Annotated in this window: 15 protein-coding genes; 14 read left to right on the forward strand and 1 reads right to left on the reverse strand. The window is 61.5% G+C overall.

Annotation, left to right across the window (positions count from 1 at the left end; translation table 11 throughout):
• The first annotated feature begins 30 nt into the window (after positions 1-30).
• The 12 genes from IEG05_RS00145 to IEG05_RS00200 all read left to right on the forward strand — a co-directional run bounded on the left by IEG05_RS00145 (position 31) and on the right by IEG05_RS00200 (position 10,169).
• A complete protein-coding gene (locus IEG05_RS00145) occupies positions 31-1,221 on the forward strand; it encodes a phage tail sheath protein (RefSeq protein ID WP_191121401.1) in 1,191 nt (396 codons plus the stop codon).
• Positions 1,221-1,733 carry a phage major tail tube protein gene (locus tag IEG05_RS00150; RefSeq protein WP_145770244.1) on the forward strand — a complete coding sequence of 171 codons (513 nt, stop codon included), beginning with the start codon at positions 1,221-1,223 and terminating at the stop codon, positions 1,731-1,733. The genes IEG05_RS00145 and IEG05_RS00150 overlap by 1 nt, the downstream gene beginning before the upstream one ends.
• A gap of 22 nt (positions 1,734-1,755) precedes the next feature.
• Positions 1,756-2,004 (forward strand): phage tail assembly protein, encoded by a 249-nt coding sequence (locus IEG05_RS00155; protein WP_191121402.1) that lies wholly within the window; start codon positions 1,756-1,758, stop codon positions 2,002-2,004.
• A gap of 151 nt (positions 2,005-2,155) precedes the next feature.
• Complete coding sequence (locus tag IEG05_RS00160; protein ID WP_191121403.1) at positions 2,156-4,960, forward strand: phage tail tape measure protein; 2,805 nt, start codon at positions 2,156-2,158, stop codon at positions 4,958-4,960.
• Positions 4,961-4,988: 28 nt separating this feature from the next.
• Positions 4,989-5,387, forward strand: a complete 399-nt coding sequence (locus tag IEG05_RS00165) for a phage tail protein (protein WP_191121404.1) — start codon at positions 4,989-4,991, stop codon at positions 5,385-5,387.
• Complete coding sequence (locus tag IEG05_RS00170; RefSeq protein ID WP_191121405.1) at positions 5,384-5,602, forward strand: tail protein X; 219 nt, start codon at positions 5,384-5,386, stop codon at positions 5,600-5,602. Before IEG05_RS00165 ends, IEG05_RS00170 begins: the two co-directional genes overlap by 4 nt.
• A gap of 10 nt (positions 5,603-5,612) precedes the next feature.
• Complete coding sequence (locus tag IEG05_RS00175; protein WP_191121406.1) at positions 5,613-6,686, forward strand: phage late control D family protein; 1,074 nt, start codon at positions 5,613-5,615, stop codon at positions 6,684-6,686.
• Positions 6,687-6,699: 13 nt separating this feature from the next.
• Positions 6,700-7,020, forward strand: a complete 321-nt coding sequence (locus IEG05_RS00180) for a phage holin family protein (RefSeq protein ID WP_191121407.1) — start codon at positions 6,700-6,702, stop codon at positions 7,018-7,020.
• Complete coding sequence (locus IEG05_RS00185; protein WP_191121408.1) at positions 7,017-7,535, forward strand: glycoside hydrolase family 108 protein; 519 nt, start codon at positions 7,017-7,019, stop codon at positions 7,533-7,535. Before IEG05_RS00180 ends, IEG05_RS00185 begins: the two co-directional genes overlap by 4 nt.
• The gene (locus IEG05_RS00190) at positions 7,532-7,960 is read left to right on the forward strand and encodes a holin family protein (protein WP_191121409.1); all 429 of its coding nucleotides are present in this window, start codon (positions 7,532-7,534) and stop codon (positions 7,958-7,960) included. The genes IEG05_RS00185 and IEG05_RS00190 overlap by 4 nt, the downstream gene beginning before the upstream one ends.
• A 191-nt stretch (positions 7,961-8,151) precedes the next feature.
• Positions 8,152-9,393, forward strand: coding sequence for an ATP-binding protein (locus IEG05_RS00195; protein WP_191121410.1), 1,242 nt, complete (start codon positions 8,152-8,154; stop codon positions 9,391-9,393).
• A gap of 35 nt (positions 9,394-9,428) precedes the next feature.
• Complete coding sequence (locus IEG05_RS00200; protein ID WP_191121411.1) at positions 9,429-10,169, forward strand: hypothetical protein; 741 nt, start codon at positions 9,429-9,431, stop codon at positions 10,167-10,169.
• A 79-nt stretch (positions 10,170-10,248) separates the two neighbouring features.
• On the opposite strand, the gene IEG05_RS00205 is transcribed toward IEG05_RS00200, so the two are convergent.
• Complete coding sequence (locus IEG05_RS00205; protein WP_191121412.1) at positions 10,249-11,475, reverse strand: site-specific integrase; 1,227 nt, start codon at positions 11,473-11,475, stop codon at positions 10,249-10,251.
• Positions 11,476-11,599: 124 nt separating this feature from the next.
• On the opposite strand from IEG05_RS00205, the gene IEG05_RS00210 reads away from it, so the two are divergent.
• Together IEG05_RS00210 and IEG05_RS00215 are read left to right on the forward strand one after the other, a co-directional pair.
• Complete coding sequence (locus tag IEG05_RS00210; protein ID WP_191121413.1) at positions 11,600-11,854, forward strand: helix-turn-helix domain-containing protein; 255 nt, start codon at positions 11,600-11,602, stop codon at positions 11,852-11,854.
• Positions 11,855-11,898: 44 nt separating this feature from the next.
• The gene (locus tag IEG05_RS00215) at positions 11,899-13,101 is read left to right on the forward strand and encodes a trypsin-like serine protease (protein WP_191121414.1); all 1,203 of its coding nucleotides are present in this window, start codon (positions 11,899-11,901) and stop codon (positions 13,099-13,101) included.
• Positions 13,102-13,228 lie beyond the last annotated feature (127 nt).

The raw sequence follows: 13,228 nt of genomic DNA on the forward strand, positions 1-13,228 counted from the left end.
CTGGCGGATTTTTACTTCTGGAGCCTACCCATGGCAGATCACTTTCTTCACGGGGTCGAGGTCGTTGAAATCGACAACGGCCCACGTCCCATTCGCACGGTCCGATCCTCCGTGATCGGGCTTGTCGGCACCGCACCGGATGCCGATGAGCACAGCTTTCCCCTGAACACGCCGGTGCTGATTGCCGGCTCTCGCCTGGAGGCGGCCAAGCTGGGCGCCACTGGGACCTTGCCGATGGCCATTGACGGCATCTTCGATCAGGCCGGTGCGCTGGTGGTCGTGATCCGGGTGGCCGAAGGGGCGACCGAGGCCGAGACACAGACCCACGTGCTCGGTGGCGTTGATGAGGCCGGTCAGTACCTTGGCCTGCAGGCGCTCTTGGCTGCCCAGTCGGTGGCCAAGGTCACGCCACGCATCCTCATCGCACCGGGTTTTACGCACCAGCGCCCCATTGATCCCGATGACGACACCCGCCAACTGGCGAACCCGGTGGTGGCGGAACTGCTGGGCATTGCCGAACGCCTGCGCGCGGTGATCATCGCCGATGGCCCCAACACCACGGACGCTGCCGCCATCGACTACCGCGAGGACTGGGGCTCGCCGCGCATCTACGTGGTCGATCCGCACGTCAAGGTGATGAAGAGCGGCGCAGTCGTGACCGAACCGGTGTCGGCGCGCGTCGCTGGCCTGATTGCCAAGATCGACAACGACCGGGGTTTTTGGTGGTCGCCGTCGAACAACGTCATCAACGGCATCGTCGGCAGCCACCGTCCGGTGGACTTCGCGCTGGGCGATCCGAATGCCCGGGCCAACCTGCTCAACGAGAACGAGGTGGCCACCATCATTCAGGAGGATGGCTACCGCCTGTGGGGCAACCGCACCTGTTCTTCGGACCCCAAGTGGGCCTTCCTTTCGGTGCGGCGCACCGCCGACATGATCAACGAGTCGCTGCTCAGAGCACACCTCTGGGCGGTGGATCGCAACATCACCAAGACCTATGTCGAGGAAGTCACCGAAGGCGTCAACGCCTACCTGCGCCAACTCAAAGCCCAGGGCGCGATTCTCGGAGGCAAGTGCTGGGCCGATCCGGACCTCAATTCGCCCCAGTCCATCCAGGACGGGAAGATCTACTTCAACTTCGACTTCACCCCGCCGTACCCGGCTGAGCACATTATTTTCCGCTCGCACCTGGTCGATGACTATCTCGAGGAGATTCTGTAATGGCCATCGAACTGCCCCGTGTGCTGAAAAACATGAATCTCTTTGTCGATGGTCGCGGCTACGCCGGGCGCATCGACGAGATCCAACTGCCAAAACTCACCTTGAAGACCGAGGAGCATCGCGCCGGTGGCATGGATCTGCCGGTCGAGATCGATCTCGGTATGGAAAAGCTCGAAGCCGAGCTGACCATCGCCGACCACGATCCGGAAGTCTTCAAGCTGTTTGGCCTGCTCGACAACGCTGCGACGCAAATCACCATCCGGGGCGCCATCCAGGCGCAGGGGGCAGAAGCCAAGCCCGTCATCGTCAATCTGCGCGGTGGCTGGAAAGAGCTCGACGCCGGCACCTGGAAGCCGGGCGACAAAAGCACCCTCAAGGTCTCGGTGGCCGCCAGCTACTACAAGCTGACCATTGATGACGAAGAGTTGATCGAGATCGATGCCATCAACCTGGTCCGAAAGGTCGGCGGTACCGATCAGATGGAAGCCATTCGTGCGGCGATTGGTTTGTGATGAACGATAAGGAGAACATCGAATGAGCACTGCCGAACGCATCAAACTCAACTTTCCCATCGAGCACGACGGCGTCCCCATTGCCGATATTGCCCTGCGCCGTCCCACCGTGGGCGACCACCTGGCGGCGCAGAAGTCGGCCGGCACCGACGCTGAACGCGAAATCCGGCTGATCGCCAACCTGGCTGAACTGCCACCCGCCGCGATCCATCAGCTCGATATGAAGGACTACGCCCAACTGCAGAAGGTGCTGGGCGGTTTTTTGCAGTGAATCCGGGTGAGCTTTCCGCCCTCGTGGTGGAGCTCGCCCTTTACACCCACTGGCCTCGATCCGAGTTGCTTGCACTGGAGGTGAGCGAGTTGGTCGAGGCATTGTCATTGGCGCGGCGCTTGTCGGCCACGCCGTCTTCCTGAGGTACGTCATGGCCACAGCGCATCCCGTTCAGATCAGCATCGGTGCCACGCTGGCGGCCTCGCTCGGCTCGGCGGTGCGCGGTGCCCAGGCGCAGTTGAACCAGTTGGGCTCCACAATGGCCGAACTGGGTAACAAGCAGTCCGGTATCAAGCAGCTGGAGACCTTGCGCACCCAGGCCAAGGATGCGGCGCTGGCCATGCGTGCTGCCCAGCAGAAAGTCTATGGCCTGGAAGCGAACATTGCTGGCCAGGATGGTGGTGCCACAACCAAGCAGGCCCGCGAACTCGAGCGTGCCCGCGCAGCAGCGGCTCGGGCTGAGCATGCCTACCGTCGCCAGCGCTCGGCCGTTGATGAACTGAGCACATCTTTGGAGCGTGCCGGCGTGAACACCCGGGCGATGGGTGCGGAGTCCACTAGGCTCGGCAGCCAGCTCGAAACCCTGCGCGCCCGCACCGAAGCCCTGACCCGTGCCCAGCAAGCGCAGGCCAGGAATCTGGAGAACCGTAGCGCCTACCGCGCCCAGATGATGGATGCGGTCGCCTTGGGTGGCGCGCTCTATGGCCTGGTGCAACCGGCGGTCCAGTTTGAGTCGGTGATGGCCGACGTCAAGAAGGTGGTCAACTTCGACACGCCGGAGCAGTTCGGGCAGATGAGCAAAGATGTGCTCTTGCTGTCGACGCGCATTCCGATGGCTGCTGACGGCATTGGGGCCATCGTCGCCGCCGCCGGTCAGGCCGGTATCGCCCGCGAGGAGTTGCTGCGCTTTGCCGAGGACGCCGCCAAGATGGGCGTGGCCTTCGACTTGTCAGGTCAGCAGGCTGGTGCCGCGATGACCGGCCTGCGCTCGATCTTCGGGCTGACCCAGGACGAGGTGGTCAATCTCGGCAACGCCATCAACCACTTGTCCAACAACATGGATGCCAAAGCGTCCGATCTGTTGAACATCGCCAACCGGGCGGGCTCGACGGCGAAGCTGTTTGGTCTATCCGGCGCGCAGCTGAACGCTCTGGGGGCTACCTTCCTGGCGCTCAAGACGCCCCCGGAGGTGGCGGCTACCGGCATCAATGCCTTGCTGATGAAGTTGGCCACCGCCGACAAGCAAAACGAGAAATTCCAGCAGGGGCTGCAGGACATCGGGTTGTCCGCTGAGGTCATGAAGAAGATGATCCAGCGCGATGCCCAAGGGGCGCTGACGACTTTCCTACGGCAGGTAAAAAACGCCCCCGACCTGATGGGTACGCTGTCGGACCTCTTCGGTATGGAGTACGCCGACGACATCGCCAAGCTGGTGGGCTCGATGGAGACCTACGAGAAGGCGGTGGGCCTGGTGGCCGATCAGACCGCCTACGCCGGCTCGATGCAGAAGGAGTACGAGGCGCGCTCGGCCACCACAGCCAACAATCTGCAGCTCTTGAGGAACCAGATGAGCCGCTTGGGCATCACGGTGGGCAATGCGCTGCTGCCGGCCTTGAACAACCTGGTGGGCGTGTTGATGACGCCCATCGACAGCCTAGCCAATCTGGCCGAACGGTTTCCTGTCGTCACCCAGGTGGTGGTCGGCACTGTCGGTGCCGTGCTGGCGCTGAAGGTGGCGACGATTGCGCTGGGTTACGCCTGGACCTTTGTGAAGGGGCCGATTCTGGGAGCGCAGGTGGCGTTTCAGTCGGCACGGGCGGGCTTGGCACTGCTGCAAGTGCAGGCTGCCACGACTGGGGCGAGCGCCGGCATTCTGTCGGTCGCCTGGAGCCGCATTCAGACCGGTGCCCTCGGTTTGATTGCACCGATCAAGTCGGCGGTACTGGCCTTCTGGTCGATGCTGCCGGCGATTGGTGCAACGACGGCCGCGCTGCTCGCCAACCCGATCACCTGGATCGTAGCGGGCATTGGCGTGGCGGTCGCTGGCCTCACGCTGGTGATCCGCAAATACTGGGACCCCATCGCCGTATACGTCGGCGGTGTGTTCGAGGGCATTCGTTCGGCCATGCAGCCGGCCATCACCAGTCTCTCCACAGCACTGGCACCGGTGGCGCCGATTGGGCAGGCGGTGGCTTCCGTGTTCGGTTTCATCGCCGATGGCGTGAGCCGGGTGGTGGGCTGGGTCGGGGCTTTGCTCGCGCCAGTGACACTCTCCACGGAGGAGTTCAACAGCCTGTCCGCCTCCGGCCAGTCTCTCGGGTCGGTGATCGGCAGTGTGTTGAGCACAGCTTTCACGGTGCTGACCTTGCCGATCCGCGCGGTGGGCACGCTGGTGAGGTGGGTGATTGAGGGTTTTACGGCCCTGGTGTCCTTCTCCCCATTGGCTCTCATCAGTGCGGCCTGGCAACCGGTGGCGGATTTCATGACCGGTCTCTGGTCCGGCATCACCGCCACCGTCGGTCAAGCCATCGACTGGATCGCCGGCAAGATTGGCTGGGTGATGAATGCCGGCAAGCATGTCGGCGACTGGTTCGGTTCGCTCTTCGGTAGCGATAAGCCGGCGTCGCCCACTGCCACGGCTCCGGCTACTGCGCGTCCGGCAGCGGTCGGTGGCACTGCTGCGCTGGTCGCGCCACGCCCCTCCGTCGGTACCGCACCCGTTGGCATCGCGCCGATGTCGGCGGGCAGTCCGTCAGTGGCGAGTGCCAGACCGGTGACGATGCCGGCGCAACCTCTGGCTGCGCGTGGCAACACCAGTGTCTCGCTGTCCGCCCCGATCACGGTCAATGCTCCGCCCGGAATGGATGCGCGCGAGATTGCCGCACTCATCGAGTCGCGCCTGCGTGCGCTTGTGCGCGAGACCACCCGCAGTCCGGCGGCAGCGATGTACGACTGATTTCCTCTTTTCTCTTTGGAGGTGTGCCATGGCCGAACGGGTGATGTTGGGCCTGGGCGAGTTTCGTTTTGAAATCGCCACGCTCGCCTACCAGAAGTTTTCCCTCAACCAGTCCTGGCGCTGGCAGGAGCAGGCGCGGATTAACCGCGATCCGGCCCTGCAGTTCGTCGGGCGCAACGTCGGTGAGATCGAACTCGATGGGGTTGTCTACCCGAGCTTTAAGGGCGGCCTCGGCCAAGTCGAGGCGATGCGTGCGCTGGCGGACGCCGGCAAACCGCTGCAGCTGGTCGATGGCCTGGGCCGCATCTGGGGTGCCTGGGTGATCACGGAGATCGGCGACACCCGCACGGTGTTCGCCGATGACGGTCAGCCCAGGAAGCTGGAGTTCCGAATCAAGCTCAAGGCCTATGGGGAGGATCAGTCATGACCCGACCGATCTTCAAACGGGTGATCACCCGTGATGGCGATGAGCTCGACGATCTGGTCTGGCGGCACTACGGACGCATTGATGTGCTTGCCGCCGTGCTCGAAGCCAATCCGCAGCTGGCCCAGTTGCCTCCTGTCCTTGTGGCTGGCCTGATGATTGAATTGCCCGATCTTCCGCTGCCGACTGAAGCGCCGGTGATCCGGCTGTGGTCGTAAGGAGGCAAGGATGCAGCCCATCTTCCGCATCTACGCCGGCAGCCAAGAGATTACCGCCGCCATCCGCGACCGGTTGATCGAACTGGTCGTTACCGACGAGGCTGGCATCCAGTCCGATGAGCTGAAGCTGACCCTCGATGATCGCCGCCGTGAGGATGGCGCGATTGCCGAACTGCCGAGCATCGGCACGGTGCTGACCGTGTCACTGGGCTATGCCGAAACCCGGCTGGTGTCCTTGGGGCGTTTCATCGTCGATGAGCTCGAAATTCGCTCGCCGCCCGCGACGCTGACCGTGTCGGCCAAAGCCGCCGATATGGTGGGGCCGTTTCGCAGTCCCAAGACCCGCTCCTGGGATGCGACGACGCTGGGCCAACTGGTCGAGACCATCGCTGCCGAGCACCGCTATCAGGCCAAGATCGACCCGGAGCTGGGCGCCATCGCGATCCCGCATCTGGATCAGACCGCCGAGTCGGACATGGCTCTGCTCACGCGCCTGGCGGCCAAACACGATGCCGTGGCCAAGCCCGTGGCGGGGTTTCTGGTACTGGCCAGGCAAGGCGCGATCAAGACCATCACCGGCCAGGTGATGCCGACGATCAAACTCACAGCGAGTGATCTGGCGGAGTGGCGCTACCGGCACTCGGCGCGCAAACCTGGCGGCAGCGGCTCGACCAGCGATGGCGATACGCAAAAACCACCGACGACAGCCACCGGCGGCACCAAGGCTTATTGGTGGGACTTCGAGAAAGGCGAGCGCCGGGAAGTGACCACTGGATCGCCGCCCTTCGAGGAAATCCGCTACGTCCACGCCACCGAAGCCGAGGCCAAGGCCGCAGCTGCCACGCGCAAGAACACCGGTGAACGTGGGCAGGGCGAACTTTCGTTCAGTCTGCCGGGCGATCCGCGACTCGCTGCTGAAGGAAGGCTCTCGCTCTCTCTGCGTCCAGGCATCCCGACCGACTGGCGCATCAAGCGCGTCGAGCATCGTCTGGGTGCTCAGGGCTACACGACGCAGGTCGAGTGCGAGCGCTTCACTGCCTCACCAGCTCAGGTGACCGACGCCGCCACCGAACCCAACAAATAAGGAGACAAGCACTGTGACCCCTGACAAAGATCCTTCGACCTACGGCCTGATCACCTACCTGTGGGTGACGGGCCTGGCCGCCTGGGGTGGCCTGGTCAATTTCTATCGCAAGGTGAAGTTGGGCGAGACCCGTGCCTTCAACGTGGTCGAGCTCATCGGTGAGATCGCCACCTCGGCGTTCGCCGGGCTCATCACCTTCTGGCTGTGCGAGGCCGCGCAGTTCAATCCCCTGGTGACCGCAGCCTTGGTCGGTATCTCCGGCCACATGGGCAGCCAGGCTATCTACCAACTGGAGCGCTGGGCGCAGACGCGTCTGGGCAAGGAGCGGCCATGAACCCTATCGACACCATCCTCGATGACATCCTGCGCCGCGAGGGCGGCTACGTGAATCATCCGGCCGACCGGGGCGGGCCGACAAACTTCGGCATCACCGCGCAGACGCTGGGCAGCTGGCGCAAGCTCGGTCGCCCCGCCACCGCAACTGAAGTGCAGGCGCTGATGGAAGCGGAAGCCCGTGCCATCTACCGCCAGCAGTACATCACCGGCCCCGGGTTCGAGGCCATCACGCATCCGGCACTGCTGCACTTGCTGGTTGATGCCGGTGTGCATTCCGGGCCGAAGCGGGCGGTGCAGTGGTTGCAGAGCTCGCTGGGCGTGACCGCTGATGGCGTCATCGGCCCCAAGACCCGCGCGGCACTCGCACAAGCTGACCAAGGTGTGCTCTACGGCAAGGTGCTGGGGCAGCGCCTGCGTCACCTCGGTCGGCTGATCACCAACGACCCCAAGCAGTCGGCGTTTGCCGCCGGCTGGATGAATCGGATGGCTGAATTCGTGGAGGGCACGGCATGACCCCAATTCTCGCCACCTTGGCCCCGGGCCTGCTGGAAGCTGGCAGCCGACTCATCGACCGCCTGGTGCCCGATCCTGCCGAGCGCGAAAAAGCCAAGCTCGCCTTACTGCAAGCCGAAGGGCAGCTGGCGCTGCAGGAGATGCAGACCAGCCTGTCGGCGATCCTGGCTGAGGCCAATTCGGCCGACCCCTGGACCAGCCGGGCACGGCCGACCTTCCTGTACGTGATCTACGGCGTGATCCTGCTGTGCGTGATGGGTGCCATCATCGGCATCTGGTGGCCAACGCACGTCTTCCAGGCGGCGGAGAACTTGAACAAGCTGCTGGGCGCGGTGCCCGAGAGCCTGTGGTGGCTGTTCGGAGCTGGCTACCTGGGCTACACCGGCGCGCGCAGCTTCGACAAGTGGCGTGGGCCGGTTCGGTAGCGCACGACAACCTGAAATGACGATCCCCCGATCTCACTGCCTTTGCCGGCGGTGGGGTCGGGGGATTTTTGCGTTTGGAGCTGGTGAAATCCATACAACTCCGTGATTCACGTCCTTTGGTTCCGATATTTACGCCGATTGATTCCGTAATTTACGTTGTAGCGATCCGAGATTTACGATACCATGGACGCATGAACATCGCATCCCTTTTCCCGCGCCGGATCGAACCGCGCATTGCTGAAGCCCTGCTGGACACGCCTGTCGTGTTGCTGGCGGGTCCTCGTCAGGCCGGCAAGACAACGCTGGTACGGCAAATCGCAGAGCAACAGGGCTTGCGCTACCTGACCATGGATGATGAACTGACTTTGCTGTCGGCACGAGAAGATCCGGTCGGGATGATTCGCAGCCTGGATCGCGCCGTGATCGATGAAATCCAGCGCGCACCGCAGTTGCTGCTGGCAATCAAGAAGAGCGTGGACGAAGACCGGCGCCCTGGCCGTTTCCTGCTCACTGGATCGGCCAACTTGATGGCGTTGCCCACGGCTGCCGACTCACTCGCTGGCCGGATGGAAACGCTGTCGCTGCTGCCTTTGTCGCAGAGCGAAATCGAGCTGCGCTCGGCGAACTGGATCGATGGCGCCTTCGCGGGCCGGATACTTAAGGTGGTTCAGCCCGCACTGGGCAATGATCTGATCGAGCGCGTTCTACGTGGAGGCTACCCTGAAGCGATTTCGCGCGCCTCGGCCAGGCGCCGTGTGGCGTGGGCGCGTCAGTACATCGACGCGATCATCCAACGCGATGTCCGTGACGTGGCGGGCATTGAGAAGCTCGACCAGCTGCCGCGATTCCTTCGAGCCCTGGCACAGACAGCCGGTCAGATGTGCAATTACACCCAACTCGGTGGCCAGGTCGGCCTGGACGGCAAGACCGCCTCTCGTTACGTCGGCGTATTCGAGCAGATGTACCTGCTCAAGCGCATCGATGTCTGGGCACGCAACCGCCTGAACCGCGTCGTGAAAACATCAAAGCTGCAGTTCGTCGATTCCGGGTTGCTGGCGGCGTTGCTGGATTTGACCGTCGAGGAAGTGCATCAGGACCGCACGCGGTTTGGCAATGTGCTGGAGACCTTTGTATTTGGGGAATTGCTCAAGCACACGACCACGGCAGAGGGCGACTATCGCCTGATGTACTACCGGGATGCTGACAAGTTCGAGGTCGATGTCGTGATTGAGAACGCTGCCGGACAGCTGGTGGGGGTTGAGGTCAAAGCAGCCGCCACTGTTAAGGAAAGCGATCTTCGTGGGCTGAAGAAACTGGCGAGCCTCGCGGGCAGCCAATTCAAGATGGGCGTATTGCTGTACGACGGTACCGAGACAATGCCTTTGGGGGATGGAATCTGGGCGGCGCCGCTATCCACATTGTGGGGCACGTAAGGTCGCGTCCGAGTGATTTCTCAGAGAGGCCAACTTTGCATGACGAACATTTGATTCCTGTGTTTCGTTTGATTCCAGGTTCAAAGAAGAACAAGCATCCCGTGTATGTGATGAGCAATGGCCCGGGATTATTGTCAGGGCTCTATTTGCGACTCTTTCGTATTGAGCTTGGCAGTGATGGCAGCCTGTACACCGGCGCAGAGACCAACGCAACCGAAATTTCTCGTGGAGAGGGTGTAGCGTGCGCTGATGGGTCTGTGCGATTCAGTTATGCCGACGAAGTTGTGCTGCCCTTGGATGCTGCGAAAAAGCATGAGTACGTGTCATTCCACTCATCTGGAAAGATCAATCATCCAGCCAAAAATCAAATTCCGATGGCAGAGATGGTGTTCAAGTTGGATGATTCTCTTGTCGGCACTCAGATGCTTTGCCACCATTTGATTGGCCCCCCTGGTATCTACCAACCCTCTGCTCCTCCTCGTTCTGCCGCAGATATGTTTTTTGCGGGGCTGTATGGGGCATATCCGAATGCAGAAAGAATCCCGTATTTTTCTGTAGACGTCAGCCGCTATGACGGAGATCCCGAACCAATCCTTCGAGAGTGCGGAAAGGATGAATGCATATCGTTTGGTCTTTTGACTGATCCGATTACGCCTTTTGGACGCCGTGGCGTGGAGTGTCAGTTTTTTGTCCGCGTCAAGTTATTGACTTCTCCGAGCGCTGATGCCAATGCATGGCCTGATGGTCACAGGATCATTCATGCCCAAAAGACATAATCAAAAGTACCAGTCGAATGATGGCTGCCGTCACCTTGTCCGGGCTGAACCGAAAGAAGTGCTTGATGCGTAACTCTGATCACACCATCTCAGTCACCACAACGACTTGCCCCTGATTCGCCACCACCGGCCGGCTCGCCCTGGCACCGGTGACGACATTCCCCACCACATTGACCGCCTCGAGCATCGCCTGCGGTGAGAGGTGCGCATAGCGCATCGTCACCTTCGGATCGTGGTGGCCCAGGAGCTTTTGCACCTCGTACAGCGACCGTCCGGCGTTGACCAGGAAACTCGCGTAGCTGTGCCGCAGGTCGTGCAGCCGCACTTCGCCCAAGCCCACCTTCTTCCTGATCGAGTCCCAGGCGTAGAAGATCGACACGGGCGGCTTCTTGGTTTTCGGGTTGAAAAACACCCAGGGGATGTCGTCCTGCCGAGGCAGGGACAGCAGCAATTCCACCGCCGCATCCGACAGGGGAATGTGACGCGGCTTCTTCGATTTCGAGCGCGCTGCCGGCACCGTCAGCATCCGGCGGTTGAAGTCGATCTCGTCCCACCGGGCGTCCAAGACTTCGCGCTTGCGAGCACCGGTGTAGAGCAGCAGCCGGATCACCTGGCCCACCTGCACATTGCGGTTGGTGTCCAGCTCATCAAACAGTCGCTGCACCTCCTCGGTGGTCAGGTACCGCTCCCGCGCACCGTGGTCCTCAAAGGGCTCCACGCCATCACAGGGATTGCCTTTGGGCGGCAGGATGTCCCAGCGGATCGCGCAGTTGTAGATGAACTTCATCAGCACGATCATCCGGTTGCAGGTGCCCGCTGCGTAGCCCTTCTCGAACACCGCGTGGTGGAAGGCCACCACATCGGAGCGGGTGATCCGGTTCATCCGGAAATCGGCAAACACCGGCAGCAGGTGATTGCGCAGCATCGTCTCATCCGTCTCCCAGCTGCGCTTCCTCGTCTTGGCGTAGGGCAGATAGCGCTCGGCCACGAAATCCCCGAAGGTCGGTACATCCTTGAAGCGATGGCTCTCCACCTTCGGGTCGCCACCCTCGGTGACCATCTGCTTCATCTTGTGCGCCTTGGCCCGGGCGTCCGACACCGAAAGCTCATCGGCCCGGCCAATCCGGTTCAGTCGCACCTTGCCGGCCGCATCGCGGTAGCGGAAGTAGAAGGTTGCTCCGCCGCTGGCGCGATGCTCCAGCAAGAAGCCCTTGATCTCCGTATCGAAGTAACTCACAGCCCCGGAGGCAGGCTCGCGACCTGGCAGCGTGGCCAGGAATTCGGTCGTCAACGCTTGTGCTGGCATCGTCGTGCTCCTCTATCTATTGAGGGTCATGCTACGATACAATGCGCCTGAAAGGACATAAAAAGCGTCTAATCAAACAGAAATATTCACCTACCAAGACCGAGCAAAAAAGAAGGAGTCGACCATGATCGACGGAAGACAGATCCGCGCCGCACGCGCGATGCTGGGCTGGAGCCGGGAGGACCTGCTCAAGGCCTCGGGCATCTCGATGTCGGCGCTGCTGCGCATGGAAGGGGCGCTGGCCGACAGCCGCAGCTCCACGCTCAACAAGGTGGCCAAGGCCCTGACCCTGGCCGGCATTGAATTCGTCACCCGCGATGACGGAGCGATTGGGGTGATCCTGAAGACCGAACAGGCGAAAGCGTCGCAAGGAAACTGAGCGTTTGAGACAATGTGCACTTATCCGCAGCTAACTTATCTCCGATGGTAACCACGACCACCTACTACACCGATTCCCGCTACCGTACCTATCCGGGTGACGGTTACGATGGTGTAGTTCGTGTGAGCTTTGGTGGCTACTACGGCACGGGGACTTTGCTTTTTGACGGCCGAGCCATTCTGACGGCTGCTCACCTGTTCGAAGGACGGACGGGATCTGCCAGCGTCACCTTCGAAACGGGGAGTGGGACGCAAACTCTGACCGCGACCGAAATCCTCCAGCACCCAGGGTACGACGTAGACAGCAACAACGACTTGGCGATTGTCTGGTTGTCAGGGAGCGCGCCTTTAGCAGCCAATCGTTACGACATTTACCGAGATAGCGACGAGATTGGACAGGCCTTCACACTTTCGGGATATGGCCGAACCGGCATGGGAAGTGCGGGCGCCACCAGTACAGATACCAGCAGTCCGATTCGCCTCAAGGCGGCCAACCAGTTCGATGCCGATGCAGCAACGCTGAAGAGCTACCTCGGTTCTGGGATGGCCTGGACACCGCTCGCCGGAACACAACTGATTGCCGACTTCGACAATGGCACTTCCACCAACGATGCGCTGGGCCGCCTGATTTATCGCAACGACCTGGGTCGAGGTCTGGATGAAGGGTTTATTGCCCAAGGCGACAGTGGTGGTCCCGCGTTCCTGCAGAACAAGCTCGCCGGAGTTGCCAGCTATACCGCCAGCCTGACTCGGGGCAGCATCGATCCGGATATCGATAGCAGCACGATCAGCAGTTTCGGTGAAATCGCCGCCTGGCAGCGGGTGAGCGCCTACCAGCAATGGATTGACCAAAGCCTGCGGGCCAATTATCCGAACGCGCCGACCAAGCCGGAGGAGGTCAAAAAGGAAGTCGCCGAGGGCAACAGCGGTACCAGCTACGTCTACTTCCTGCTGCAGTTCACCGGCGTGCGCAGCGATCCCAATGAGATCCTTAGCGTGGACTACGCCACGCGAGATGGCTCAGCCTTGGGTGGAAGCGACTATCTTGCCGTCAGTGGCACCCTGAACCTGTATCCCGGTGAGAACCAGGCTGTGATCCCGGTGGAGATCATCGGCGACAGCGCGCCCGAGCCCAGCGAATATTTCTACCTCGACGTCTTCAACCCCGTGGGTGGTAGTTTTGGTGAGGGGGTAGTCAAGCTTACGGCGGTGCGCACCATCCTCGATGATGATGGTTGGTTCGGGTAAAGTGGAAGCACAAAACCTGCCCAAGCCGCCACAATAGACAGACCAGCATACCCAGCCCAAAAGCAACAAAAGCCACCCAAGGAGCAACAAAGGGTGGCTTTATGCCTGATGGATTGGCTCTGGTAGG

This window comes from Stutzerimonas kunmingensis (assembly GCF_014764705.1).
Lineage (GTDB): Bacteria > Pseudomonadota > Gammaproteobacteria > Pseudomonadales > Pseudomonadaceae > Stutzerimonas.

Coding starts and splice junctions, on each gene's coding strand:
- IEG05_RS00175 (WP_191121406.1), top strand. CDS start 5,613: ATGCAGCCCATCTTCCGCATCTACGCCGGCAGCCAAGAGATTACCGCC.
- IEG05_RS00195 (WP_191121410.1), top strand. CDS start 8,152: ATGAACATCGCATCCCTTTTCCCGCGCCGGATCGAACCGCGCATTGCT.
- IEG05_RS00215 (WP_191121414.1), top strand. CDS start 11,899: ATGGTAACCACGACCACCTACTACACCGATTCCCGCTACCGTACCTAT.
- IEG05_RS00170 (WP_191121405.1), top strand. CDS start 5,384: ATGACCCGACCGATCTTCAAACGGGTGATCACCCGTGATGGCGATGAG.
- IEG05_RS00185 (WP_191121408.1), top strand. CDS start 7,017: ATGAACCCTATCGACACCATCCTCGATGACATCCTGCGCCGCGAGGGC.
- IEG05_RS00190 (WP_191121409.1), top strand. CDS start 7,532: ATGACCCCAATTCTCGCCACCTTGGCCCCGGGCCTGCTGGAAGCTGGC.
- IEG05_RS00210 (WP_191121413.1), top strand. CDS start 11,600: ATGATCGACGGAAGACAGATCCGCGCCGCACGCGCGATGCTGGGCTGG.
- IEG05_RS00160 (WP_191121403.1), top strand. CDS start 2,156: ATGGCCACAGCGCATCCCGTTCAGATCAGCATCGGTGCCACGCTGGCG.
- IEG05_RS00165 (WP_191121404.1), top strand. CDS start 4,989: ATGGCCGAACGGGTGATGTTGGGCCTGGGCGAGTTTCGTTTTGAAATC.
- IEG05_RS00205 (WP_191121412.1), bottom strand. CDS start 11,475: ATGCCAGCACAAGCGTTGACGACCGAATTCCTGGCCACGCTGCCAGGT.
- IEG05_RS00145 (WP_191121401.1), top strand. CDS start 31: ATGGCAGATCACTTTCTTCACGGGGTCGAGGTCGTTGAAATCGACAAC.
- IEG05_RS00155 (WP_191121402.1), top strand. CDS start 1,756: ATGAGCACTGCCGAACGCATCAAACTCAACTTTCCCATCGAGCACGAC.
- IEG05_RS00150 (WP_145770244.1), top strand. CDS start 1,221: ATGGCCATCGAACTGCCCCGTGTGCTGAAAAACATGAATCTCTTTGTC.